We start from the raw sequence: 23,722 nt of genomic DNA, 5'->3' as shown, positions 1-23,722 counted from the left end.
GGAAGCATAAGTCAGAGCATGCCCAGCTCTAGCTTCGCCTCATCCGACATCTTCTGCGGATCCCAAGGCGGATCCCAGACCAGGTTCACTTCCGCGAACCCGACCCCCGGCACCGACCCGACCCGCATCTCGACCTCCGCCGGCATCGACTCCGCGACCGGACAGTTCGGCGTGGTCAGCGTCATCGCCACCACCGCATGCCCGTCCTCAGTCACCTCGACGCCGTAGATCAGCCCCAGATCGTAGATGTTCACCGGGATCTCGGGATCGTAGATCTCCTTCAACGCATCGATGATCGCATCGTACACCGCGCCGCCGGGCTCGCCGGGCGAGTCCACCTGCGGTTTCTGCGCGAGGAAACCGGCAAGATAATCCCGCTTCCGCTCCGCGTCGGAGTCCGTCTCCATGACGACACGCGCCTTGGGCGGCGAGGCTACAGCCTCCACTTCCTCGATCTCGAACCGATCGCTCATCCAAAAATCCTCGTTACTCGCTCGATACCGCGCACCAGCGCCTCGACGTCCGCCGGCCCGTTATACACGCCGAAGCTCGCGCGGGCCGTCGCCTCGACGCCCAGCGCCTCCATCAGCGGCTGTGCGCAGTGATGGCCGGCACGGATCGCGACGCGCTCCTCGTCCAATATGGTGCCGATGTCGTGCGGATGAACCCCCTCGATGGTGAAGGAGACGATCCCCGCGGAGTCCGCCGGGCCGTAGAGGCGCACCGAATTGATCCCCGACAACGCCTCGCGCGTGGCGGTAACCAGCGCGGTTTCATGCGCGTGGATCGCGTCGAGCCCGATGCTCTCGACATAGTCGATCGCGGCATGCAGCCCGAGCGCACCGACGATATGCGGCGTCCCGGCCTCAAACCGGCCCGGCGGCGGCGCGTAGGTGGTCTTGACGAACGACACCTTGTCGATCATCGACCCACCACCCTGGTACGGCGGCATCGCGTCGAGCAGTTCCGGCTTGGCCCAGAGCACACCGATCCCGGTCGGCCCGTACAGCTTGTGCCCGGACAGCACGTAGAAATCGCAGCCGATCGCCTTCACGTCGACCGAAATCCGCGGCACCGACTGGCAGCCGTCGAGCAGGATCTTCGCCCCGACCGAATGCGCGATCTCCGTAGCGCGCTTGGCATCGAGCACCGAGCCGAGCACGTTCGAGACATGCCCGAGCGCAACCAGCTTGTGCGCCGGCGTGATCATCCGCTCCATCGCGTCGAGATCGATACGGTGATCGGGGGTGAGCGGGATGACATCGATCGCCGCGCCGACGCGTTCGGCGATCATCTGCCATGGCACGATGTTCGAATGGTGTTCCAGCAACGACAGCAGGATGCGATCGCCCGCCTTCAACTGCTCGCCGGCCCAGCATTGGGCGACGAGGTTGATCCCCTCGGTCGCGCCGCGGACGAACACGATCTCGTCAGGCGAACCCGCACCGATAAACCGCGCGACGGCCTTCCGCGCCGCCTCGTAAGCAACCGTCATATCGGCCGAACGCTGGTAAACCCCCCGGTGCACGGTCGCATAGGTTTCGCCATACGCACGCGTAATCGCATCGACCACGACTTGCGGCTTCTGTGCGGTAGCGGCTGTGTCGAGATAGGCCCAGCCCTCGGGGATCGCAGGGAAGTCCGACAGCCGGTCGAGTGCATCCTCCCCGGCACGGGGAGGGGGACCGCGACGCGAAGCGGCGGGGTGGAGGGGGGCTTCCACAGACGCTACGCCTCGTGGAGCCCCCCCTCCACCAGCCACGCTGGTCCCCCTCCCCGTGCCGGGGAGGATTTCTGTCCCGTCATTCACAGCGCCCGCTCCAGCCACGCATCCGCATCCGCCACGAAAGCCTCCCGCACCGCCTCGTCCGCGATCTGCACGAACGCATCCCCCACGAACGCGCGCGTGAGCAGCGCTTGCGCCTTGGCATGCGGGATGCCACGGCTCTGCATGTAGAACAGCGCGCGCTGGTCGAGTTCGCCGACCGTCGCGCCATGCGCGCACTTCACGTCGTCCGCGAAGATCTCCAGCTCGGGCTTCAGGTTGACCGTCGCGGTCCGCTGCAAAAGCAGCCCGCGCAACGACTGCACCCCGTCGGTCTTCTGGGCATCGCGCGCCACCTCGACCCGCGCGGCAAGGCTCGCGGTGGACTTGTCCGCCGCGACCGCGCGCCAGATCTGCTTGCTCTGCCCGTTCAGCGCCGCATGCCGCACCGACACCGCGCACTCCTGCCGCTGATCGTTCCGCGTCAGCAACGCGCCGCCATATTCGGCGAACGCATCGTCGCCCGAGACGATGATCGACCCGTCGATCCGCGTGCCCGCATCGCCCGCGCCGAGCACCGTCGCGATCAGGCTCGCACCCGCATGGATGTCCACCTCGTCGCGCAACGACACGAAGCCATCGCCCTGCAACAACCGCACCGCCCGCGTAAGCTTGGCGCCCCTGCCGAGCGTCATCCGCGTCGACCGGTTCGACCAGCCAGCCCCGATATACGTCTCGACCACCGACGCGCTCGCGCCATCGGCGAGCAGGATCTCAGCGGGAAGTTGGTTCTCGCCACCGGTCGCGATGTGGACGATCTGGAGAAGCTCTGCCGCAGCATCCGTCTCGACCCGGATCGACCAGCCGGTCCCGGTCGTACGGCAGCCAAGCACATGCGCGCCGCCATCGACGTGCACGATCGCGACATGCCGCAGATCGCTCCGAGCCTCGTCGAGCACGCCATCGACGAACACCGCCCGCGCACCCGGCAAGTCCAAAAACCACTCGCCAGCATCTGACGCAACGCCGCGTGGCAGTTCAGCCGCCGCCACAATCGCTGCCGGATCACCCCAGCGCCACGCTTCTTCGCGCGTGGAGGGAAGTTCGGCCTTCAAATCCTCCCCGGCACGGGGAGGGGGACCGCGACGCGTAGCGGCGGGGTGGAGGGGGGCTTCCACGGGCGCTACGTCCAGTGGAGAACCCCCTCCACCAGCTTCGCTGGTCCCCCTCCCCGTGCCGGGGAGGATTTGCGACAGCACGCTCATGCGGCGATCCCCACATAGCCTTCGCTCTCCAGCTGCTGCGCCAGTTCCTTGCCGCCCGAGCGCACGATCCGCCCGTCCGCCAGCACGTGCACGAAGTCCGGCTCCACATAATCGAGCAACCGCTGGTAGTGCGTGATCAGCAGCACCGCCTTGTCGGGCGCGCGCATGATGCGGTTGATGCCGTCGCCGACGACGCGCAGCGCATCGATGTCGAGCCCCGAATCGGTCTCGTCGAGGATCGCGAACTTTGGGTTGACGATGCCCATCTGGACCATCTCGTTGCGCTTCTTCTCGCCGCCCGAAAAGCCGACGTTCACCGGCCGCTTGAGCATGTCGTAATCCATGCCGAGCAGATCCGCCTGCCCGCGCGCGAGCTTCAGGAATTCGCCCCCCGACAACGGCTTCTCGTCCCGCGTGGCGCGCTGGGCGTTGAGCGCCTCGCGCAAAAACTGGACGTTCGACACGCCGGGGATCTCGACCGGATACTGGAAGCCGAGGAACACGCCCGCCGCGGCGCGCTCGTGCGCCTCCAGTTCGAGCAGGTCGACGCCGTCGAACGTGACCGAGCCCGCGGTGACCTCATAGCCGGGCCGCCCGCCGAGCACATAGCCCAGCGTCGACTTGCCCGCCCCGTTCGGCCCCATGATCGCGTGCACCTCGCCCGCGTTCACGGTGAGCGACAGGCCCTTGAGGATTTCCTTGCCGTCGATCTCGGCGTGAAGGTTTTCAATTTTAAGCATTTTGAAATTCCGTAACTTTTTTCGCGGCAACGCCGTCGATGAAATGCCGAAACCGGGTCAGCAACTCGGAAAGATTTTCGGGACCACAGCGACCCTCGAATTTGACGTCCTCTTTCCAGTAATGGAGCCAGTCGTCCTCTGATCGCTCTTCTTTGCAACGATCCAAGAGATGCGATTGAAAATCGGTATCCGTCAGATCAAACGTCAGGGTCCAACCTGGATTATCCACGTTTCCAATGTCGCAGCCGAAGGAATGCTCCCAATCTCCGTCACAAAGACTTCGATAGAAACTTTGAAGCCAAGAGAGCGGATCGTCAGCCAACACTACCCTCCAGCGAAATCCCCAGTAGCTTCTGCGCTTCGACCGCGAACTCCATCGGCAGCTGCTGCAGCACTTCCCTCGCGAAGCCATTGACAATCAACGCGACCGCCGCCTCCTGGTCCAGCCCGCGCGACATCGCGTAGAACAGCTGGTCCTCGGAGATCTTCGATGTCGTCGCCTCATGCTCGATCTGCGCGGACGGGTTGCGGACCTCGATGTACGGCACGGTATGCGCGCCGCACTGGTCGCCGAGCAGCAGGCTGTCGCACTGCGTGAAATTCCGCACGCCCTCCGCGGTCGGCGCGACGCGCACCAGCCCGCGGTACGTGTTGTCCGATCGCCCGGCCGAAATCCCCTTCGACACGATCGTCGATCGCGTATTCTTGCCGAGGTGGATCATCTTCGTGCCGGTATCGGCCTGCTGGCGATTGTTCGTCACCGCGACCGAATAGAACTCGCCGACCGATCCATCGCCGAGCAGCACGCACGAGGGGTATTTCCACGTGATCGCGCTGCCGGTCTCGACCTGCGTCCAGCTGACCTTCGAGTTCTTGCCCTGGCAAAGCGCGCGCTTGGTGACGAAATTGTAGATCCCGCCAACGCCGTTCTCGTCGCCCGGATACCAGTTCTGCACGGTCGAATATTTGATCTCGGCATCGTCGAGCACGACCAACTCGACCACGGCCGCATGCAACTGGTTCTCATCGCGCATCGGCGCGGTGCAGCCTTCGAGGTACGAGACGTACGAGCCCTTGTCCGCCACGATCAGCGTGCGCTCGAACTGCCCGGTATTCTCCGCGTTGATACGGAAGTACGTCGACAGCTCCATCGGGCAACGCACACCCTCCGGGATGTAGACGAACGTGCCGTCGGAGAAGACTGCCGAGTTCAACGTCGCAAAGTAATTGTCGCGCTGCGGCACGACCTTGCCGAGCCATTTCCGGACGAGCTCGGGATATTCCTTGATCGCCTCGGAGATCGACCGGAAGATCACGCCCGCAGCCTCAAGCTCCTTGCGGAACGTCGTCGCGACCGAGACGCTGTCGAACACCGCATCCACCGCGACGCGGCGCTTGGGCGTGCCGTCCTCGTTCAGCGGATCCTCGACCACGCCTGCCAGCATTTTCTGCTCACCGATCGGAATGCCGAGCTTTTCGTAGACGCGCAGGATCTCAGGATCGACCTCGTCGAGCGACCCGAGCTTCGGCTTCGCCTTGGGCTCCGCGTAATAATACGCATCCTGGTAATCGATCGGCGGCACGTTGAGCTTCGACCAGTCGGGCGCCTCCATCGTCTGCCACAAGGCGAACGCCTTCAGCCGCCAGTCGAGCATCCACTGCGGCTCGCCCTTCTTGGCGGAAATGAAGCGCACCGTGTCTTCAGACAGGCCCTTGGGCGCGAATTCCTGTTCGATGTCCGAGGAGAAGCCCCACTCGTACGTCTTGTTCGCGGCGGCGTAAGCCTCTGCGTTCCGGGTAGCCATCATTCCATCTCCGCCGCAACGCGGCTCTCAAAAAACTCGGCGATCTCTGCGCCTCTGCGCGAACAAGAAATTTTGCGCGCAGAGGCGCAGAGATCGCTGAGGAAGGGGTAGGGCGCTACGCGCGTCATGCGGGCACCTGCGAAAGGGGGGCTTGCGAAAGACTAGCGAGCGACACGCCGGCGAGCGCTCCGCGGACCGCCCCGTTGACCGCGTTCCAGTGCGGTTTCACGCGACAGCTCTGGTCGATACAGCAATCCTGCGAGGCGCCGTCGACGCAGGCGGTCAGCGCGATCGGCCCCTCGACCGCCTCGATGATGTCGGCGAGCGAGATCATAGCGGGCGGGCGGGACAGGCGAAAGCCACCACCAGTACCGCGTGTGCTCTCGATCAGCCCCGCGGCGGACAGACGGCTCACCAGCTTCTGCACGGTCGGCAACGGCACGCCGGTCTCCTCGCTGAGCAGCGTCGCGTTCAGCCGCGCGATACCGCCGCAATGACGCGCCGCGGCGCTCATCATCACGACCGCATAGTCGGCTAGGCTGGAGAGACGCATAGTGGCTTAGAGTCCAATCGGACCGATATGATCCGATTGATCAAATGGGCTTTGTGCAGTGCATCGTCAACCCGGCGGGCGGTGCTAACGACTCGCAACTGGATCGCGTCGTCACCCCAGCGAAAGCTGGGGTCTCCCGGTTCGGGTCGAGTGGCTTGAACGGGGAGACCCCAGCTTTCGCGGGGGTGACGGGTTGGGAGGTCGGACAATGTAGATTTACGGAGCAAGACATGCCCGGCGGTCCAAGGCTTGACGCTCCCCCCGCGGAACGCAAGGACGAGCCATGGCCTTCTACCACCCGATCCTGTTCCGCCTCGACGCCGAGCGCGCGCATAGCCTGACCATCGCCGCGCTCGCCGCATGGGGCCGCACCGGCACGCCCCTAGCTCCGAACGTACCGCGGCTCGCGACGACGGTTGCGGGGATCACCTTCCCCAACCCCGTCGGCCTTGCAGCTGGCGTCGACAAGGACGGCCGCGCGATCGACGGCTTCTTCGGGCTCGGCCTCGGCAGCGTCGAGATCGGCACGCTCACGCCGCTCGCGCAGCCAGGCAACCCGAAGCCCCGCATCTTCCGCCTCCCCGAAGACCGCGCCGTCATCAACCGCCTGGGCTTCAACAACGGCGGCCTCGATGGCGCGCTTCCCCGTGCACAGAGCGCAAAGCGCAACGGCATCCTCGGCATCAACGTCGGCGCGAACAAGAACGCGACCGACCGCACCGCCGACTATGTCCACGGCGTCACCCGTGCCGCACCCCACGCCGACTACATCACCATAAACATCAGCTCCCCCAACACCCCCGGCCTCCGCGACCTCCAGCACGGCGCCGCACTCCGCGAGCTGCTCGCCGCCTGCACCGCTGCCAAGGGCACCACGCCGATCTTCCTCAAGGTCGCCCCCGATCTCGACCCCACCGACATCGACGACATCGCCCGCGCCGCCCTCGACAACCGCATCGACGCGCTGATCGTCAACAACACGACGATCTCCCGCCCCGGCCTGCGCTCGGCCAACGCCAAGGAAACCGGCGGCCTCTCCGGCGCGCCACTAGCTTCGCTAGCCCGCCAACGCCTGGCCGACTTCCGCAAGGCCACCGGCGCAGCGATCCCCCTGATCTCGGTCGGCGGCATCGACAGCGGCGCCGAAGCCTATGCCCGCCTCCGCGCCGGCGCGAGCCTCGTCCAGCTCTACACCGCTTTGGTGTACGAAGGCCCCGGCCTCCCCGCCCGCATCCTCCGCGAGCTGGACGAACTGCTGACGCGCGACGGGTTTGCGAAGATCGCCGACGCGGTGGGGGTCGACGCTTAACGATCCTCCCCCGCTAGGGGGAGGTGGCAGGCGCTTGCCTGACGGAGGGGGAGGTTAGAATTACCGCGGTTGCGAGTTCCTCGCGGTTGCGAGTTCCTCCCCCTCCGTCGCCTTCGGCGCCACCTCCCCTTGGCGGGGGAGGATCGCAACGGAGCAAGACGACTTGCCTCATACCCGAACCGCGCTACGCTCGCCGGCGATGAAGACCTCTCTCCTTGCGCTCGCCCTCCTCGTCCCCGTCGCCACCGCAGACGCGCGCCAACCCGCCCCCGCTCCCAAAGACCAAGGCATGGTCAGCGCCGCCGACCCCCGCGCAGCCGCCGCCGGCGTCGAGATCCTCCGCGCCGGCGGCAGCGCCACCGACGCGGCGATCGCGACGATGCTCGCGCTCAACGTCGTCGAGCCGCAGAGCTCGGGGATCGGCGGCGGCAGCTTCTGGGTCAGCCATGCGGCCGGCGGCGCGCTCAGCACGATCGACGCACGCGAGACCGCGCCGGCCGCCGCCGATGCGCGCTGGTTCTACGCCCCCGACGGTACCCCGCTGAGCCACCGCGACGCGGTTCCCGGCGGCCGCAGCGTCGGCATCCCCGGCGCGCTCCGCGGCATGGCGCTCGCGCACCGCGCGTCGGGCAAGCTCCCCTGGGCGCGGCTGTTCGCCCCTGCGATCCGGATCGCGACCAACGGGTTCCAGGTTACGCCGCGTCTCGTCAACGGCATGGCGGCATATGGCGGCCATGTGACGCCCGAGACGCGTGCGCTGTTCTCGAAAGCAGACGGCACGCCTGTCGCCGTCGGTGACACGGTGAAGAACCCCGCGCAGGCCGCGCTGCTCCAACGCATCGCCACACAAGGCCCCGACAGCTTCTACGTCGGGCCCGAGGCGCAGAAGATCGTCACCGCAGTCAACACCGCCGCGCGCAACCCCTCGAAGATGACGACCGGCGATCTCGCGAGCTACGACGCGAAGAACCGCCCGCCGGTCTGCATCAAATACCGCGTCTACCAGGTCTGCGGGATGGGCCCCCCGTCGTCCGGTGGCCTGACCGTGCTGATGATCCTGAAACAGCTCGAACGCTTCGACATGGGGAAACTCGGCAAGGACAGCGCGCAGGCCTGGCATGTGTTCGCCGAATCCTCGCGCCTCGCTTATGCCGACCGCGACCTTTACGTCGGGGATCCCGATTTCGTCCGCGTGCCGATCAAGGGCATGCTCGACCCCGTCTATCTAGCGGCACGCTCGGCGTTGATTTCGCCCGCGACGACCATGGCGACCGTCGCGCCCGGCACGCCTCCCGGCGCCCCCGCCCGCGCCCCCGCGCCGGTCAGCGAAGTTCCTGGCACGACGGATCTCGCGGTGGCCGACGCACGCGGCAACGTCGTCGAGGTAACCACCACCGTCGAGGGCTATTTCGGGTCCGGCATCACCGTCGACGGCACCGTGCTCAACAACCAGTTGACCGATTTCGATATCGTCCCCGAAAAGAACGGCGCGCTCGTCGCCAACCGCGTCGAGGGCGGCAAGCGTCCGCGCAGCTCGATGGCGCCGACGATCGTCTACGGCCCCGACGGCAAGGTCCGGCTCGCAGTCGGCGCGGCAGGCGGCTCGACGATCATCGCGCAGGTGGCCAAGGCGATCATCGGCGTGGTCGACTGGAAATTGTCCGCGCAGGACTCGATCGCGCTGGGGTTGCTCTACGCCCCCGGCCACGTCGCCGCGGCGGAAAAGGGTACGCAGATCGAGGCGATGATCCCCGCCCTGGAGGCGCTCGGCGAAACAGTGCGAGTGACGCCGCTGGGCCTGAAAGCGAACGCGATCGAGCGCGTCGGCGGCAAATGGATCGGCGCCGCGGACCCGCGCAGCGAAGGCGTCGCGATGAGTCAGGACGGCACGATATCCCGGATCCGGCGCGTCGGCGTCCTGCAGCGCGCGCCGGAATAAGACGGAAAACAGCCAATGGGCGGGAGCATCGCCTGGGACACGGACGGCATCGCCCGCTAAAGGGAGGGCATGTCTATTCTCCTAACAGGTTCGAGCCGCGGCATAGGCGCCGCCATCCATTCTGCGCTGACCGACGCTGGCGCAGCCGTCATTGGGCATGGGACCGCCAGCGGCATCCCGGCCGACTTCGCCGACCCTGCGGCGCCGACTGCGTTGTGGAACGCCGCGCTGGAGCAGGCTGGCGGTACGATCGACGTGCTGATCAACAATGCGGGGGTGTTCGAGGCTAGCCCGCTGGGCGCGGACGACTGGACCGCGCAATGGGAGCGGACGATGCGGGTCAACCTGACCGCGTCGGCCGAATTGTGCCGGTTGGCAGTGCTGCATTGGCAATCGAGGGGCGTCGGTGGGCGGATCGTCAATATCGCGAGCCGGGCGGCGTATCGCGGGGACTCGCCCGCGCACTGGCATTATGCCGCGTCGAAGGCGGGGATGGTGGCGATGACCAAGACCATCGCTCGAGGGTATGCGCGCGAAGGCATCCTGGCGTTCGCGGTGTGTCCGGGCTTCACGATGACCGGGATGGCGGAGGAGTATCTGGCGAGCCGCGGGGGCGATGCGTTGCTGGCGGATATTCCGCTCGGCAAGGTCGCGGAGCCCGCCGAGATCGCGTCGGTCGCCCGCTATTGCGCGCTGGAGGCGCCGGCCTCGATGACCGGGTCCGTGATCGATGTGAATGGGGCCAGCTATGTCCGATAGTTGGAAGCTCACCCTCCCCTGCACGCGAGCGGAGGCGGAGGCGATCGATGCGAGTGGCGATCTGGGTAACGCGATTCCGGGCGACGCGGTGCTGATGACCACCGAGGAGATCGAGGACGACGTCGAATCGTGGCGGCTCGATGCGTATTTCGAACATGAGCCGGCCGCCGACACGGTCGCAGCGGTACGCGCGCTGGTGCCGAGTGCGGCCGGGGCCGAGATCGCGGTCGAGCGGTTGGGCGATGCGGATTGGGTGACGATGAGCCAGGCTGGGCTGGAGCCTTTGTCGGTGGGGCGGTTCTTCGTGCATACCGGGGCGCATGCGGGCGCGGTGCCGGCGGACAAGCGGGCTTTTCTGATCGAAGCCAGCCGCGCGTTCGGGACGGGGCATCACGAGACGACCAGCGGGTGTCTGGCGATGCTCGACGGGTTGGCGGACGAGAACTTTGCGAACGTCATCGATATCGGGACGGGGACGGGTTTGCTCGCGTTTGCGGCGGCGCATCTTTGGCCTGGGGCCAAGGTGATGGGGACGGATATCGATCCGGTCTCGATCGACGTTACGTGCGAGAATGCGGCGTTGAATAGGGTCTCGGGGATCGATCTGGTGGTCGCTGACGGCACGTTGGACGAGGCGATCGTGACGCGCGCGCCGTATGATCTGGTGATCGCGAATATTCTGGCTGGGCCGTTGGTGTCGATGGCGCCGGAAATCGCGTCGATTGCGGATGCGCGAGCAACGATCGTTCTAGCCGGGTTGCTGGAGACCCAGCGTGCCGGAGTCGTGGCGGCGTATGAGGCTTGCGGCTGCTCGCTCGAGGCGGTCGACCGGCGGGGGGATTGGAGTGTGCTTCGGTTAAAGGCTGGGGTTGAGCGGTTCGTGGCCGATGGGCCGTTCGATCCCAAGGGTCGCGATGGGTGGGCACTCGATATTTGAGGGGTGCGGAAATCTGAGAGCTGCCCTTCCCTCAGAAGAACGTTCCCCCGCGAAGGCGGGGGTCCAGTCTGGGCCCCCGCCTTCGCGGGGGAACAAGTTTGCAAAGGTTGCCCTTACCCCATCTCTGACACCACCCCGGCGAAGGCCGGGGCCCAGTTGGGTGAAGCCTTGAGATAGAACCGCACCGCTATCCCAACTGGGCCCCGGCCTCCGCCGGGGTAGTGGCCTCTGTGAGGGAGGCTTTTATGCGGTCTCCGCGGCCACCTTTGCGTTCGCGTAGTCTTGCGTACCCTCAGTGATGACCACATCCCCCGGCTCGATCCGCGCCACCGGGATATCCGGCAGCGCCTTCAGCTCCTCATACAATGGCGCGAAATCCGTCTCTACCGTCAGCCGCAGCAACTCGTCGAAGCTCGGAATCACGAAGTAGTTCTGCTGGAAATCGTCGATCCGGTATTCGGTCCGCATCACCCGGGCGAGATCGAGCGCGATCCGGTTGGGGCTCGGATCGTCGAGCGCGAAGCGGGTTTCGGCGTAGCTGGAGACGATGCCCGAGCCGTAGATGCGCAGGCCCTCGGGCTCCGCGATCAGGCCGAACTCGACCGTGTACCAATAGAGCCGCCCGAGATATTTCAGCGCATCGAGGCCGAGCGCGCGCTGACCGCCGCGACCGTAGGCGGCGAGGTAATCCGCGAACACCGGATCGGCGAGCATCGGCACGTGGCCGAACACGTCGTGAAACACGTCGGGCTCCTGGAGGTAGTCGAGCTGGTTGGGCCGACGAATGAAGTTGCCGGCCACGAACCGCCGGTTGGCCATGTGGTCGAAGAACACGTCGTCGGGGACGAGCCCGGGCACCGCGACGACCGACCAGCCCGTGAGCTTCGTCAGGCGCTCGGACAGTTCCTCGAAATCGGGGATGCCGGGCTTCGACAGCTTCAATACATCGAGCCCGCGCAGCCACGCGTTCGAGGCGCGGCCGGGGAGCAGCTTCGACTGGCGCGCGAACAGCGTGTCCCAGGTCGCGTGATCCTCGGCGGTATAGGCCGCCCAGTTCTGCGGGATCGTCCAGTCGGGGGCGCCTTCGGGCGGAGTGCTCAGTACGTGCGTGTCATTGGCCATGGGCTTGGTCTAGCATGACGGAATGAAGACGGAAACGCGTTGGGTTAAGTGGATTTCATGGGCGATCGCCGCCGTGTTCGGGGTGGTCGCGAGCTATGCGGTGGCGGGGCTGGTCGGCGGGTCGATCCCCAGCAATCGCGATTGGCGGCCCCCTGCCGAGGGGGTGCACATCTTCGTCGAGAGCAACGGCGTGCATACCGGGATCATCGTGCCGAAAATGGCCGCCGGGGTCGATTGGCGCGGGGTGGCTCGGGCGGAGGATCTGCGCGATCCTCGCTATGGCGCGTTTGATCATGTGTCGTTCGGGTGGGGAGAGAAGAGCTTCTACCTGGAGACACCGACCTGGGCGGACGTGAAGCTGCGGACGGTGGTTGCTTCGGCGGTCGGGAGTGATCGGACGTTGGTGCATGTCGATCATCTGCCGAGGCCACGGGCGGGGGATGGGGCTCGGGAGATCGTGGTGACGCCGGCGCAGTATCGGCGGCTGGCGGCGTATATCCGCGCGAGCTTTCGCGACGGGGGTGCGCGGTATCCTGGGTATGCGGGTTATGACGCGTTTTACGAGGCTAACGGGCGGTATAGCGCGGTTCGGACGTGTAACAGCTGGACGGGGGATGCCCTGCGATTTGCGGGGGTGCGGGTTGGGTGGTGGACGCCGTTTCCGGTTACTGTGATGGAGTGGTTTTAGGGGCTGTCCTGCCCGCTAGATTGTTCTCCCGCGAAGGCGGGAGTCCAGGCTGGGCTCCCGCCTTCGCGGGAGAACAAGGAGGGGGCGGAGCAGTTGCTCGGGCCACCACCCCGGCGGAGGCCGGGGCCCAATTGGGAAACAGCGGTAACCGCGCGCAGTGCGTCGTCAGCAACGTCCCCCAATTGGGCCCCGGCCTCCGCCGGGGTGGTTTTTGGGGTTAGGGACCGGTCAATTCCCTGCGCGGTAGCCCTGGTACTGGCCGCATTCCGAGCGCTGGGGGTCCTTCTTGCAGCGTTTCGCCAGTTCCTTGCGCTGTTTGCCCTCTTCGGCTTCCTGCTTGCGCATCTTCTTGCCGTAGTTGCGGTCCGATTCTTCCTGGCTGGTGGTGGTCCAGTCGACCGCCTTGCCGGCGACCTGGAACGGCGCCTTCACGATCGAGGCCGCGGTGCTGATGCAGCCGCTTACGAGGAACGGCAGCAGCGCCAGCACGGGAAGACATTTACGCATTTACTTCACTCCTGCGCGTGCGGTTCCCGGGCTCGGTCGCGCGCTTGGGCACCGTATAGCGGAAAATCGGTGAAGAATCCGTCGATACCTTGCGCGAGGCCGGCGTCGATCTCGGCTGCGATGTCGCCGTGCGCCGCGGGGTCGGTGCCGCGGCGGAAGCGGGTCGGTTCGAAGTAGTTTTCGGCGCGGTAGGTCCAGGGGTGAACGCGCAGTCCGGCGGCGTGCGCGTCGGCGACCAGCGTCGTTGGGGTAGCGTCGGTCCAGAGCATCGCCTTGTCGGGGCCGATCCCATACGCATAGGCCGCGACCGCCTTGAGGCCGGCTGGCGTGATCATCGCCGCATAGCTCGGCTGCGCGCCATCGGCGGGGGCGCCCTCCCGGGCCATCAGCTGGATCAGGCGGACCTTGGTCATCGTGTGGAGGCGCTGGAGGTTGGCGACTTCGAACGACTGGATGAAGACCGGTGCCTTCGCTGAATCCCAGCCCGCCTCGCGGAGTTCGGCGACCAGCTTCGCGTCGGTCGGGTGGCCGATCTTCGCGAAATAGGTCGGATGCTTGGTCTCGGGATAGATGCCGATCGTCCGGCCCGTCTCGGTCGAGCGGCGCTTGGCGAGCGCGATGATCTCGGCGAGCGTCGGAATCTGGAACTGGCCATCATAGGCGGTGTTGGCCGGGCGGAGCTTGGGCAGGCGTTCCTTCGCGCGCAGCGTCTTCAGTTCGGCGAGCGTGAAGTCCTCGACGAACCAGCCGGTCATCGTCTGGCCGTCGATCGTCTTCGTGGTTTTGCGCGCGGCGAACTCGGGGTGGTCGGCGACGTCGGTCGTGTCGGCGATGTTATTCTCGTGCCGCGCGACGAGCACGTCGTCCTTGGTCGGCACCAGATCGGGCTCGATGAAGTCCGCGCCCTGGTCGATCGCGAGCGAATAGGCCGCCAGCGTATGCTCGGGCCGGAGCCCGCTCGCGCCTCGGTGCGCAATGACGATCGGAGGCGATAATCGGGGAGAAGCTGGCGTCATCGCGGCAGCTTGCCCGCTTGCTGCGACGAGCGCCAGCGCACCGATGTGTGAGAGCCTGTCGCAATAGGAAACGATTGAGCGCATCGGCGTTGAGTCCTCGAAATCCGTACATTCCCGGCACATTCAACCAGGGGCACCGCCATGCATTTCACGATCAATGGTCAATCATATGACGCCGAGCCCGATATTCGTACGTCGGTACTCGACCTTTGCCGCGAGCATCTCGGGCTGACGGGCTCGAAGAAGGGCTGCGATCATGGCCAGTGCGGGGCGTGCACGGTGCTGATCAACGGCCGTCGCGTCAATTCCTGCCTGACGCTCGCGGTAATGCATCAGGACGACGAGATCACGACGATCGAAGGGATCGGCCAGCCCGGCAACCTCCACGCGTTGCAGGACGCGTTCGTGCGGCATGACGGCTATCAGTGCGGCTATTGCACGCCGGGGCAGATCTGTTCGGCGGTCGGCATGCTCGACGAGGTCAAGAAGGGCTGGGCAAGCCATGCGTCGGGCGACCTGACCGATCCGAAGTTCGACGATGCCGAGATTTCGGAGCGGATGAGCGGCAATCTGTGCCGTTGCGCCGCGTACCCGAACATCGTCGATGCGATCCGTGAAGTCGGTGGTGCCGAGCCCGCAGGCCGGACCGCGGACGAGAAGGACGCCGCGATGGAAGCCAACGCACGCGGGGAGCTGGTGGCATGAAGACCTTCACCTATGAAAAGCCCGCGACGCCGGAAGCGGCCGTCAAGGACATCGATACCAATGGCGCGAAGTTCATCGCGGGCGGCACGAACCTGCTCGACCTGATGAAGCTGCAGGTCGAGACGCCGGACAAGCTCGTTGATATCTCGCGGCTCGATCTCGCGAAGATCGAGGAGCGTGAGGATGGCGGGCTGACGATCGGTGCGCTGGTGCCGAACAGCGATCTCGCCGCCGACCGTCGCGTCGTCGCCAAGTACGAAGTGCTGAGCCGGGCATTGCTGGCGGGTGCCTCGGGCCAGTTGCGTAACAAGGCGTCGACCGGGGGCAATCTGCTCCAGCGGACGCGGTGCTATTATTTCTACGACACGGCCGCGGCGTGCAACAAGCGCGAGCCGGGCAGCGGCTGTTCGGCGATCGGTGGCTATAACCGTATCCTCGCGATCTTGGGGACGAGCGAGCATTGCATCGCGACACATCCGAGCGATATGGCGGTGGCGATGCGTGCGCTCGACGCGACGATCGTGACGCTGAAGGCGGATGGCGACCGTCGGCGGATTTCGATCCACGATTTCTATCGCCTGCCGGGCGATACGCCGCAGATCGAGAACGCGCTCGAAGCGGGTGAACTGATCACGCACATCGAACTGCCAGCGCCGCCCAAGGGCAAGCAGGAATACCGCAAGGTGCGCGATCGTGCCTCGTACGCGTTCGCGCTGGTCTCGGTGGCGGCGATCGTCGATGTGCAAGACGGCGTGATCGCGTCGGCCTCGCTCGCGTTCGGCGGCCTCGGGCCGATGCCGTGGCGCAACCCGGCGGTCGAGGCCGCTCTGGTCGGCAAGGCGCCGTCCGATGCCGTGTTCGAAGCTGCCGCAACCGCGCTGCTTGCCGATGCCAAAGGCTATGGCTCGAATGACTTCAAGATCCCCCTCGCCCGTCGCACGCTGATTGCGACGTTGCGCAACGTCACGGGAGCATAAGCATGTTCGGTTTTGGCACTACGAATAGCCTGACGATGGACAAGCCACATCCGGACTCGTTGCTGGATACGGGCGTACAGGGCGTCATCGGCAAGCCGCTCGACCGGATCGACGGGCCGCTGAAGGTCACCGGCACGGCGACCTATGCGGCGGAATACCAGTTCGACAACATGGCGTACGGCGTGCTGGTCGGCACGAAGATCTCGGCGGGCAAGGTGGTCTCGATCGACGTCGATGCGGTCAAGGCGATCCCCGGCGTGATCGACGTCGTCACCGACTTCGACCAGTTCATCCGCGTCTCGGCGCAGGGCGGCGCGACCGATGCACCGACGCAGGGCGTGAAGGACATCGCGTTCTTCGGCCAGATCGTGGCGATCGTGCTCGCCGAAAGCTTCGAGGTCGCGCGCGATGCGGCGGCGCGGCTGCCGATCGAGTATGACGAGGCGGAGGGGCAGTATGACTTCGCCGCGCACCGCGACGAGACGCGGACCCCGCCCGACGATGCTGCGCCTGCGCATTTCAAGCAGGGCGATGTCGACACGGCGATGGCCAATGCGGCGGTGACGATCGATTCGACCTATGTCACGCCGAGCCAGAATTCGGCAGCGATGGAGCCGCATGCCTCGACCGCGGTGTGGGAAGAGGACGGCTCGCTGACGCTGTACGGTGCGTACCAGATGCCGACGTCGGACGCGCAGCAACTCGCCAAGTCGCTCGGCATTTCGGAGAAGAAATGCCGGATCGTCGCGCGCTATATCGGCGGCGGGTTCGGGTCGAAGCTCGGCATTGCCCCCGAGAGCGTCGCGGCGGCGATCGCGGCCAAGCAGGTTGGCCGTCCGGTCAAGGCGGTCATGTCGCGTCCGCAGGTGTTCGAGGCGACCGTCCGTCGCTCGAATACCGAGCAGCGCGTCCGGCTCGCGTCCGATGCCGAGGGCAAGCTGTCGGCGATCGGCCACGAGACGCTCGCATCGAATCAGTCGACCGAGGATTATTTCGAGCCTGCGGGCATCGGCACGCATCTGTTGTACGGCGGCGAGAACCGGCTGATCACGCATGATCTCGTCGACGTGAACCTGGTCCTGTCGGGCTCGATGCGCGCGCCGGGCGAAGCGGTCGGGATGCTCGCGCTCGAGGGTGCGATGGACGAGCTGGCGGAAAAGCTCGGCATGGATCCGATCGAGCTGCGCAAGCGCAACGATCCGAAAATCGACCCCGAGAAGGACGTGCCCTATTCGTCGCGCAACCTGACGCGTGCGCTCGACGAGGGTGCGAAGAAGTTCGGCTGGGACAAGCGCCAGAAGGCCGGCACGCACCGCGAGGGAGAGTGGCTGATCGGCATGGGCGTCGCCTCGGCGGTGCGCGGCAACATGATGATGGAATCGTCCGCCAAGGTCGAGATCCACCCGGACGGCTCGGCGACGGTGTCGTCGGCGATGACCGATATCGGCACCGGAAGCTATACGATCCTGGCACAGATCGCGTCGGAGATCCTGGGCATTCCGGTCGAGAACATCACGATGTCGCTGGGTGATACCAACGATCCTCCAGCGGCGGGCTCGGGCGGGTCCTGGGGTGCGGCGTCTTCGGGGACCGCCGTGTATCTCGCATGCGAGATGCTGCGCGAGAAGCTGGCCAAGGCGGCTGGCGTCGACGAGGACGGCCTGACGCTGAAGGACGGCAAGGCCATCGGTGACAACCGCTCGACGCCGATCGGCGAGCTGGTCGGCAAGGGGCTCGAGGCTACCGGGCACATCAAGCCGGGCAAGCAGGAGAAGGAGACGTCGCAGGCCGGGTTCGGCGCGCATTTCGCCGAGGTCGCGGTCAACGTGATCACGGGCGAGACGCGGGTGCGGCGGATGCTCGGATCGTTCGCGGCGGGGCGCGTGCTCAACGCGAAGACCGCGCGGTCGCAGTGCCTCGGCGGGATGACGTTCGGGATCGGCACCGCGCTGACCGAGGACCTGATCCACGACACCCGGACCGGCAAGCTGGTGAACCACGATCTCGGCGAATATCACGTGCCGGCCAATGCGGACGTGCCGCAGATGGACGTCCACTTCGTCGACGAGCGCGACATCCATGCGAACCCGATCCACGCGAAGGGGATCGGCGAGCTGGGGATTTCGGGCGCGGGGGCTGCGGTGGCGAACGCGGTGTATAATGCAACGGGGATACGGGTGCGCGAGTTCCCGATCACGCTCGACAAGCTGCTGGATCAGTTGCCGGCTGTTTGAGGCCGGAGCTGAGTAAAGCTTACCTCATGTAACAGTACCCCCCCGGCGGAGGCCGGGGCCCAATTGGGAAGGCTTTGATAACGGAGGATTGTCCTCCGTTACTCTCGTTCCCCAATTGGGCCCCGGCCTTCGCCGGGGTGGTGTTGGGGGGATGCGTAGCGCCCTCGTCAAACGTCCCCGCCCTACCCATATCTCACCCTCCACCCGAGGACCGACAAATGAACGAACACGTAATGGATGTAGCGTGTCGGCCGGCTGGTCTCGACCGCGCGAAGCAGGGCGTTCTCGGACTCGGGCTCGACAGGATCGAGGGGCCGGCGAAGGTCACCGGTGTGGCGGACTATGCGTATGAGGCCACGCCCGACGGAATCGCCTATGCCGCGATCGTCGGCACGCCGGTTGGCAGCGGGCGCATCCTCGGTATCGACGTGCGCGCCGCGGAAGCGTTGCCCGGCGTCATCGCCGTCATTCACGGCGACCCGCGCATGCCTGCCGGCGAGTCCAATTCCCGTGCGTTGCCGAAGTTCGATACCGACGTCATCCTTCACCTCGGCCAACCGGTCGCGATCGTCGTCGCGGAGGACCAGGCGATCGCGCGCGATGCCGCGGCGCTGGTCGTTGTCCGTACCGAGGCGGGCGAGGATCGGTTCGACGTCGAGGCGCAGCCGGTCGATACCAAGCCCGAGATCGGCTTCCTGCCGCCGGTCGACAAGGGCGATCTCGACGCGGTGATGGCGGATGCGGCGGTGACGTTGGACCGGACCTATACGACGCCGGTGCATTTCCCCGCCGCGCTGGAGCCGCACGCGACCACTGCGTGGTGGGAGGGCGACAGGCTTACCGTACGTACCAGCAATCAGGTGATCGGCGGCGCGCGTAAGACGATCGCCAAGGCGCTCAAGATCGATGCGGACAAGGTGCGTGCGCTCGCCCCGTATGTCGGCGGCGGGTTCGGGGGGAAGACGGGAGTCGGCGCGGAGGCGATCCTGGCGGCGATAGCGGCGGAGGTCGTCGGGCGACCGGTGAAGATCGCCCTGCCCCGTCGCCAGACCGCGTATATGGTGCATCACCGCTCGCACACGATTCAGCGTGTCCGGATCGCCGCCGACGAGCACGGCGTGATCCTCGGCATGGGGCATGAGAGCGTCGTCGCGCAGAACGACGATGGCGAATTTCTGGAGCCGGTGCCCTTCGGGACGTTGCCGCTGTACCGGGGCGACGCGCGGCGGTTCAAGACCGACCTCGTGCGCGTTGACCTGCCCGCGAGCGGTGCCGTACGTGCGCCGGGCGAAGCGGTCGGGACGTTCGGCGTCGAGTGCGCAATGGACGAACTGGCCGAGCAGCTCGGGATCGATCCGATCGAACTGCGGCGGCGCAACGAGCCCGAGACCGATCCGGTGAGCGGCAAGCCGTTCTCCACGCGGCGGATGCTCGATTGCTATACGCAGGGCGCCGAGCGATTTGGCTGGCCTGCGAGCGTGCCGGCGCCGGGGTCGGTGCGCGAGGGCGAGTGGCTGGTCGGGATCGGCATGGCGGCGAGCTTGCGCGGCAACTTCACCGTCGAGGCGCAGGCGCGCGTACGGTTGGAGGCGGACGGGCGCGCGACGGTCGAGTGCGATATGACCGATATCGGCACGGGGACGTACACCATTCTCGCGCAGACCGCGGGTGAGATGTTGGGCCTGCCGGTGTCGGACGTGACCGTGCGGCTCGGCGACAGCGACTTGCCGGCGAGCGCGGGGTCGGGTGGATCATTCGGGGCTGGCAGCGCGTGTTCGGCGGTTGTGCTGGCGTGTGAGGATATCCTTGGCGAACTAGCGCTGCGGATGAACGCTGCACCCGAGGATCTGAGCCTGCACGACGGCTGCGTGAGCGCTGGCGGGCGGTCGGTAACGCTTGCCGATCTCGTTCGCGGCGAACCAATCGTGGCGATGGGCAAGACCGGGCCGGGTGCCGAGAGCAAACGCACCAGCCAGGTGAGCCACGGTGCGCACTTCGTCGAGGTCGCGGTGAACGCGGTGACGGGCGAGACGCGGGTGCGGCGGATGCTGGGGGTGTTCGATGTCGGGCGGGTGCTCAACCGCAAGACCGCGACGAGCCAGATCACCGGCGGGATGGCGTGGGGGATCGCTTATGCGCTGAGCGAGGAGGGCATCGTCGACACGCGGACCGGGGCGTTCGTGAACCCCGATTTCGGCGAATATCATGTCGCGGTGAATGCCGACATTCCTCAGCTTGAGGTGCATTTCATCGAGGAGATCGACACGTCCGCGAACCCGGTGGGTGCTAAGGGCGTTGGGGAGCTTGGGATTTCTGGCGCGGGCGCGGCGGTGGCGAATGCTATCTATAACGCGACGGGCGTCAGAGTCCGGGACTTTCCGGTGACGCTCGACAAGCTGTTGGCGGGGTTGCCGGCCGTCTGATCCTCCCCGGCACGGGGAGGGGGACCGCGCCGCTTGGCGTGGTGGAGGGGGTTTCCCCCGAAGCGTAACGTTTGCGGCTGGCCCCCTCCACCAGCTGCGCTGGTCCCCCTCCCCGCGTGCGGGGAGGATTAGAAGAGAGACAACATGGCCGAAAACGATAGCGTGATTGCCGCCGCGAAGAGCTGGAAGGGCGAGAAGATGGCGATCGCCACGGTCGTCTCGACCTGGGGCTCCGCGCCGCGGCCCAAGGGAAGCCATATGCTCGTCCATGCCGATGGGCGGTTCGAGGGATCGGTGTCCGGCGGGTGCGTCGAGAGCGACATCCTGGCCACCGCCGCCGAGGTGATCGCGGGCGCGCCGTTCCAGGTGCGCAACTACGGCGTGGCGGATGCGGCGGCTTGGGAAGTCGGACTGCCGTGCGGCGGCGAGATCGCGGTGATGGTGCAGCCGGTGTCGGCGGAGGGATTCGATCCCGAGCTGTTCGACCGGATCGCGGATGCGCGTGACCAGGGCGATGCGCTGACCGTGACGACCGATCTCAAGACCGGGCATAGCGATGCGCGGCCGCTGGAAACGGGAGAGATGTTCGTCAACCGTTACGATCCACCGCGGCGGTTGCTGATCGTCGGGGCGGTGCAGATCGCGCAGGCGTTGGCGGGTCTCGCACGCGAACTCGGGATCGAGACGGTGGTAATCGACCCGCGCGCGCGCTTCCTGACGGAGGAGCGGTTTCCGGGCGTGACGCTCGACGATCGCTGGCCGGACGAGGCGATCGCCGCCTATCGCCCGGGGCCGTCGACTGCGGTCGTGACGCTGAGCCATGACATCAAGATCGACGACCCCGCGCTGATCGCCGCACTCGCGTCCGATGCCGCCTATGTCGGTGCGCTGGGCAGCCGCAAGAGCCACGCGGCGCGGCGGGAGCGTCTTGCCGCGGCAGGCGTTTCGCCCGAGAATATCGACAGGATCGATGCGCCGGTCGGGCTCGACATCGGCGCGATCGGGCCGTCGGAGATTGCGCTGTCGGTCGCGGCGGCGATGATAGGAGCGTTCAATGATCGCCGCTGAAGACGTCTTCCTCATCCTGCTCGCCGCCGGTCGCTCGGAGCGGTTCGGCATTCCCAACAAGCTCGAGGTGCCGTTCCTCAACAAGCCGCTTGGGATGCACGTCGTCACCGCGTTCGAGAACATTCCGTTCAAGCGACGGCTGGTGGTCACCGACGGCTGCAAGCTCGACTTCCTCAGCCATCATTTCGAGGTGGTGCATAACGAAGACCCGTCGTCGGGGATGTCGCAGTCGGTGAAGCTCGGCGTGCAGCGCGCGAAGGACGAGGGTGCGGAGGCGGTGCTGATCGCGCTCGCCGACATGCCGCGCGTGACCGCGGCGCATATCTACCGGATGCTCGATGCCGCCGACAGTGCGGACGCCGTCGTTGCGTCGAGCGATGGCGAGAAGCCGAGCCCCCCTGCCCTGTTCGGGCGCGATCGGTTCGATTTCCTGCTGACGCTGGACGGCGATGCGGGTGCGCGTGACCTGGTGAAGGCGGGGCGGCACGTCGTTACCGCGCCCGCCGAGCTGATCGATATCGACACGCCCGAGGATCTGGACCGGCTGCAGGCGCTGGTCCACGATCCCAAGGCGGCGATCACTCGTGCCTTAACGCGTCGATAGGGTTCATCGCGGCAGCGCGGCGGGCGGGGAAATAGCCGAATACGACGCCGATCACCGCCGAGATGACGAACGCGAAGATGTTGATCTCGGGCACGAAGATCCACTGAACCTTGATCAGCGGGGCGATGATCGCGATCGCCAACTGCGCAATGACGAGGCCGATGACGCCGCCGAGGCACGACAGTGCGATCGCCTCGACGAGGAACTGCATCAGCACCTCGCGCGCGACCGCACCGATCGCAAGGCGGATGCCGATCTCGCGCGTGCGCTCGGTCACCGACACCAGCATGATGTTCATGATGCCGATCCCGCCGACCACCAGGCTGATCCCGGCGACCGCGGCGACGATGCCGGTGAGCAACGTCGTGGTTCCGGTCAGCGTGTCCGAAATCTGCTTCGTGTCGAAGATGTTGAAGTCGTCTTCCTTGCCCGCCGTGATCGTACGGCGTTCGCGGAGCAGGTCGGTGATCGAGGCCTGGACGGTCGCGGTCGAGAATTTCTGGTCGACGCCGACGAGCATCAGGCGGATGTCGCGGCTGCCGGTGAAGCGGCGCTGGACCGCCTTGATCGGCATGATCACGACATCGTCCTGATCGCCGCCGAACCCGGCCTGGCCGCGGGCGGAGAGTATTCCGACAACATCGCAACTGATCGCGCCGATCCGCATCCGCAGGCCGACCGCGTCGCCGCCGCGGAAAAGGTTGGTGCGGACCGTGTTGCCGATGATGCACACTGCCTTGCCCGCGGCTTCCTCGGCGGGCGAGAAGATGCGCCCCGCGGCGAGCGGCCAGGGCTGGACCTGGAAATAGGCGGAAGTGGTGCCGTTGATCGTGGTCGACCAGTTCGCGCCCTCGTAGATCGCGGTGGCGGTGGCCTGCGCCTGCGGGGCGACCGCGGTGACGCCGGCGATCTGGTTGGCGATCGCGTCGACGTCCTCGGGCTTGAAGTCGGGCGGACGCGGGCCGCCACCGCCGCGGCCGAAGCCTTGGCCGGGGCGGATCTGCAGGATGTTGGTGCCAAGTGCGGAGATCGACTGCTGGACGGCGGCGGTGGTCGCCTTGCCGAGCGTGACCATCGTCACGACCGCGCCGACACCGATGACGATGCCGAGGATGGTGAGGAACGACCGCAGGAGGTGGCGGCGGATCGAGCGGAGCGCGAGGGATAGGGTGGTGCCGAACATTACTGCGTCGCTCCGCTATCGAGGGCGCTGCAATGCTGCTCCCCTTCCGCTTGCGGGAGGGGTCGGGGGAGGGGTTCGTTCCACCGACCGGACGCCAGTACGTACGTCGCGCCCTCCCCTGCC

General features: G+C 66.4%; 22 protein-coding genes. 11 read left to right on the top strand and 11 right to left on the bottom strand.

Going from position 1 to position 23,722, the window contains the following annotated elements:
- Nucleotides 1-11: 11 nt before the first annotated feature.
- The 7 genes from U1737_RS00580 to U1737_RS00550 all read right to left on the bottom strand — a co-directional run bounded on the left by U1737_RS00580 (nucleotide 12) and on the right by U1737_RS00550 (nucleotide 6,128).
- Complete coding sequence (locus U1737_RS00580) at nucleotides 12-473, bottom strand: SUF system Fe-S cluster assembly protein (protein WP_332795215.1); 462 nt, start codon at nucleotides 471-473, stop codon at nucleotides 12-14.
- On the bottom strand, nucleotides 470-1,648 hold the full coding sequence (locus U1737_RS00575; protein ID WP_332795618.1) for a cysteine desulfurase: 1,179 nt from the start codon (nucleotides 1,646-1,648) through the stop codon (nucleotides 470-472). The genes U1737_RS00580 and U1737_RS00575 overlap by 4 nt, the downstream gene beginning before the upstream one ends.
- A 158-nt stretch (nucleotides 1,649-1,806) precedes the next feature.
- Nucleotides 1,807-2,880: a SufD family Fe-S cluster assembly protein gene (locus tag U1737_RS00570; RefSeq protein ID WP_332795214.1), complete on the bottom strand. Its 1,074-nt coding sequence runs from the start codon at nucleotides 2,878-2,880 to the stop codon at nucleotides 1,807-1,809.
- A 146-nt stretch (nucleotides 2,881-3,026) separates the two neighbouring features.
- The gene (sufC, locus tag U1737_RS00565) at nucleotides 3,027-3,770 is read right to left on the bottom strand and encodes a Fe-S cluster assembly ATPase SufC (protein WP_254687880.1); all 744 of its coding nucleotides are present in this window, start codon (nucleotides 3,768-3,770) and stop codon (nucleotides 3,027-3,029) included.
- Entirely contained in the window at nucleotides 3,763-4,092 is a 330-nt protein-coding gene (locus tag U1737_RS00560; protein WP_332795213.1) for an immunity 53 family protein, read from the bottom strand. The genes sufC and U1737_RS00560 overlap by 8 nt, the downstream gene beginning before the upstream one ends.
- A complete protein-coding gene (gene sufB, locus U1737_RS00555) occupies nucleotides 4,085-5,575 on the bottom strand; it encodes a Fe-S cluster assembly protein SufB (protein ID WP_060523826.1) in 1,491 nt (496 codons plus the stop codon). Before sufB ends, U1737_RS00560 begins: the two co-directional genes overlap by 8 nt.
- A gap of 124 nt (nucleotides 5,576-5,699) precedes the next feature.
- Nucleotides 5,700-6,128, bottom strand: coding sequence for an SUF system Fe-S cluster assembly regulator (locus U1737_RS00550; RefSeq protein ID WP_248521226.1), 429 nt, complete (start codon nucleotides 6,126-6,128; stop codon nucleotides 5,700-5,702).
- A gap of 283 nt (nucleotides 6,129-6,411) precedes the next feature.
- On the opposite strand from U1737_RS00550, the gene U1737_RS00545 reads away from it, so the two are divergent.
- The 4 genes from U1737_RS00545 (at nucleotide 6,412) to U1737_RS00530 (ending at nucleotide 11,072) form a co-directional block, all read left to right on the top strand.
- On the top strand, nucleotides 6,412-7,437 hold the full coding sequence (locus U1737_RS00545) for a quinone-dependent dihydroorotate dehydrogenase (RefSeq protein ID WP_332795212.1): 1,026 nt from the start codon (nucleotides 6,412-6,414) through the stop codon (nucleotides 7,435-7,437).
- Between the two features lie 199 nt (nucleotides 7,438-7,636).
- Nucleotides 7,637-9,376 (top strand): gamma-glutamyltransferase, encoded by a 1,740-nt coding sequence (ggt, locus tag U1737_RS00540; RefSeq protein WP_332795211.1) that lies wholly within the window; start codon nucleotides 7,637-7,639, stop codon nucleotides 9,374-9,376.
- A 69-nt stretch (nucleotides 9,377-9,445) separates the two neighbouring features.
- Nucleotides 9,446-10,135, top strand: a complete 690-nt coding sequence (locus tag U1737_RS00535) for an SDR family NAD(P)-dependent oxidoreductase (RefSeq protein ID WP_332795210.1) — start codon at nucleotides 9,446-9,448, stop codon at nucleotides 10,133-10,135.
- Complete coding sequence (locus U1737_RS00530; RefSeq protein ID WP_332795209.1) at nucleotides 10,125-11,072, top strand: 50S ribosomal protein L11 methyltransferase; 948 nt, start codon at nucleotides 10,125-10,127, stop codon at nucleotides 11,070-11,072. The genes U1737_RS00535 and U1737_RS00530 overlap by 11 nt, the downstream gene beginning before the upstream one ends.
- Nucleotides 11,073-11,315: 243 nt before the next feature.
- On the opposite strand, the gene phhA is transcribed toward U1737_RS00530, so the two are convergent.
- On the bottom strand, nucleotides 11,316-12,194 hold the full coding sequence (phhA, locus tag U1737_RS00525; protein ID WP_248521235.1) for a phenylalanine 4-monooxygenase: 879 nt from the start codon (nucleotides 12,192-12,194) through the stop codon (nucleotides 11,316-11,318).
- Nucleotides 12,195-12,216: 22 nt separating this feature from the next.
- Between phhA and U1737_RS00520 the strand changes: the two genes are divergently transcribed.
- Nucleotides 12,217-12,882 carry a TIGR02117 family protein gene (locus tag U1737_RS00520; RefSeq protein WP_248521236.1) on the top strand — a complete coding sequence of 222 codons (666 nt, stop codon included), beginning with the start codon at nucleotides 12,217-12,219 and terminating at the stop codon, nucleotides 12,880-12,882.
- Nucleotides 12,883-13,110: 228 nt separating this feature from the next.
- Here the strand turns inward: U1737_RS00520 and U1737_RS00515 are convergent, their stop codons facing one another.
- A complete protein-coding gene (locus tag U1737_RS00515) occupies nucleotides 13,111-13,389 on the bottom strand; it encodes a hypothetical protein (protein WP_248521238.1) in 279 nt (92 codons plus the stop codon).
- Between the two features lie 5 nt (nucleotides 13,390-13,394).
- Nucleotides 13,395-14,405 carry a glycerophosphodiester phosphodiesterase gene (locus U1737_RS00510; RefSeq protein WP_248521493.1) on the bottom strand — a complete coding sequence of 337 codons (1,011 nt, stop codon included), beginning with the start codon at nucleotides 14,403-14,405 and terminating at the stop codon, nucleotides 13,395-13,397.
- Between the two features lie 141 nt (nucleotides 14,406-14,546).
- Here U1737_RS00510 and U1737_RS00505 point away from each other — a divergent pair, with 141 nt between their 5' ends.
- The 6 genes from U1737_RS00505 to U1737_RS00480 all read left to right on the top strand — a co-directional run bounded on the left by U1737_RS00505 (nucleotide 14,547) and on the right by U1737_RS00480 (nucleotide 22,416).
- A complete protein-coding gene (locus U1737_RS00505; protein WP_082441359.1) occupies nucleotides 14,547-15,110 on the top strand; it encodes a 2Fe-2S iron-sulfur cluster-binding protein in 564 nt (187 codons plus the stop codon).
- A complete protein-coding gene (locus U1737_RS00500) occupies nucleotides 15,107-16,087 on the top strand; it encodes an FAD binding domain-containing protein (protein WP_248521239.1) in 981 nt (326 codons plus the stop codon). The genes U1737_RS00505 and U1737_RS00500 overlap by 4 nt, the downstream gene beginning before the upstream one ends.
- A gap of 2 nt (nucleotides 16,088-16,089) precedes the next feature.
- Nucleotides 16,090-18,321 (top strand): xanthine dehydrogenase family protein molybdopterin-binding subunit, encoded by a 2,232-nt coding sequence (locus U1737_RS00495; RefSeq protein WP_332795208.1) that lies wholly within the window; start codon nucleotides 16,090-16,092, stop codon nucleotides 18,319-18,321.
- Nucleotides 18,322-18,539: 218 nt separating this feature from the next.
- Nucleotides 18,540-20,744, top strand: a complete 2,205-nt coding sequence (locus U1737_RS00490; protein ID WP_332795207.1) for a molybdopterin cofactor-binding domain-containing protein — start codon at nucleotides 18,540-18,542, stop codon at nucleotides 20,742-20,744.
- A 144-nt stretch (nucleotides 20,745-20,888) separates the two neighbouring features.
- A complete protein-coding gene (locus U1737_RS00485; RefSeq protein ID WP_332795206.1) occupies nucleotides 20,889-21,812 on the top strand; it encodes an XdhC family protein in 924 nt (307 codons plus the stop codon).
- Nucleotides 21,799-22,416 carry a nucleotidyltransferase family protein gene (locus U1737_RS00480; protein WP_332795205.1) on the top strand — a complete coding sequence of 206 codons (618 nt, stop codon included), beginning with the start codon at nucleotides 21,799-21,801 and terminating at the stop codon, nucleotides 22,414-22,416. Before U1737_RS00485 ends, U1737_RS00480 begins: the two co-directional genes overlap by 14 nt.
- Here U1737_RS00480 and U1737_RS00475 read toward each other — a convergent pair.
- Nucleotides 22,391-23,599 (bottom strand): ABC transporter permease, encoded by a 1,209-nt coding sequence (locus tag U1737_RS00475; RefSeq protein WP_248521249.1) that lies wholly within the window; start codon nucleotides 23,597-23,599, stop codon nucleotides 22,391-22,393. The genes U1737_RS00480 and U1737_RS00475 overlap by 26 nt on opposite strands.
- Nucleotides 23,600-23,722: the final 123 nt, after the last annotated feature.

Source organism: Sphingomonas fucosidasi (assembly GCF_036663855.1).
Taxonomy (GTDB): domain Bacteria; phylum Pseudomonadota; class Alphaproteobacteria; order Sphingomonadales; family Sphingomonadaceae; genus Sphingomonas; species Sphingomonas faeni_B.
Note: the sequence above shows the minus strand (reverse complement) of the source record. Positions and strands in the feature narration are given on the sequence as shown.

Excerpts from the sequence above, each read along its gene's own strand:
- U1737_RS00580 (WP_332795215.1), bottom strand. The coding sequence starts at position 473 with ATGAGCGATCGGTTCGAGATCGAGGAAGTGGAGGCTGTAGCCTCGCCG.
- sufC (WP_254687880.1), bottom strand. The coding sequence starts at position 3,770 with ATGCTTAAAATTGAAAACCTTCACGCCGAGATCGACGGCAAGGAAATC.
- sufB (WP_060523826.1), bottom strand. The coding sequence starts at position 5,575 with ATGGCTACCCGGAACGCAGAGGCTTACGCCGCCGCGAACAAGACGTAC.
- U1737_RS00550 (WP_248521226.1), bottom strand. The coding sequence starts at position 6,128 with ATGCGTCTCTCCAGCCTAGCCGACTATGCGGTCGTGATGATGAGCGCC.
- U1737_RS00545 (WP_332795212.1), top strand. The coding sequence starts at position 6,412 with ATGGCCTTCTACCACCCGATCCTGTTCCGCCTCGACGCCGAGCGCGCG.
- ggt (WP_332795211.1), top strand. The coding sequence starts at position 7,637 with ATGAAGACCTCTCTCCTTGCGCTCGCCCTCCTCGTCCCCGTCGCCACC.
- U1737_RS00535 (WP_332795210.1), top strand. The coding sequence starts at position 9,446 with ATGTCTATTCTCCTAACAGGTTCGAGCCGCGGCATAGGCGCCGCCATC.
- U1737_RS00530 (WP_332795209.1), top strand. The coding sequence starts at position 10,125 with ATGTCCGATAGTTGGAAGCTCACCCTCCCCTGCACGCGAGCGGAGGCG.
- phhA (WP_248521235.1), bottom strand. The coding sequence starts at position 12,194 with ATGGCCAATGACACGCACGTACTGAGCACTCCGCCCGAAGGCGCCCCC.
- U1737_RS00520 (WP_248521236.1), top strand. The coding sequence starts at position 12,217 with ATGAAGACGGAAACGCGTTGGGTTAAGTGGATTTCATGGGCGATCGCC.
- U1737_RS00515 (WP_248521238.1), bottom strand. The coding sequence starts at position 13,389 with ATGCGTAAATGTCTTCCCGTGCTGGCGCTGCTGCCGTTCCTCGTAAGC.
- U1737_RS00510 (WP_248521493.1), bottom strand. The coding sequence starts at position 14,405 with ATGACGCCAGCTTCTCCCCGATTATCGCCTCCGATCGTCATTGCGCAC.
- U1737_RS00505 (WP_082441359.1), top strand. The coding sequence starts at position 14,547 with ATGCATTTCACGATCAATGGTCAATCATATGACGCCGAGCCCGATATT.
- U1737_RS00500 (WP_248521239.1), top strand. The coding sequence starts at position 15,107 with ATGAAGACCTTCACCTATGAAAAGCCCGCGACGCCGGAAGCGGCCGTC.
- U1737_RS00495 (WP_332795208.1), top strand. The coding sequence starts at position 16,090 with ATGTTCGGTTTTGGCACTACGAATAGCCTGACGATGGACAAGCCACAT.
- U1737_RS00490 (WP_332795207.1), top strand. The coding sequence starts at position 18,540 with ATGAACGAACACGTAATGGATGTAGCGTGTCGGCCGGCTGGTCTCGAC.
- U1737_RS00485 (WP_332795206.1), top strand. The coding sequence starts at position 20,889 with ATGGCCGAAAACGATAGCGTGATTGCCGCCGCGAAGAGCTGGAAGGGC.
- U1737_RS00480 (WP_332795205.1), top strand. The coding sequence starts at position 21,799 with ATGATCGCCGCTGAAGACGTCTTCCTCATCCTGCTCGCCGCCGGTCGC.
- U1737_RS00475 (WP_248521249.1), bottom strand. The coding sequence starts at position 23,599 with ATGTTCGGCACCACCCTATCCCTCGCGCTCCGCTCGATCCGCCGCCAC.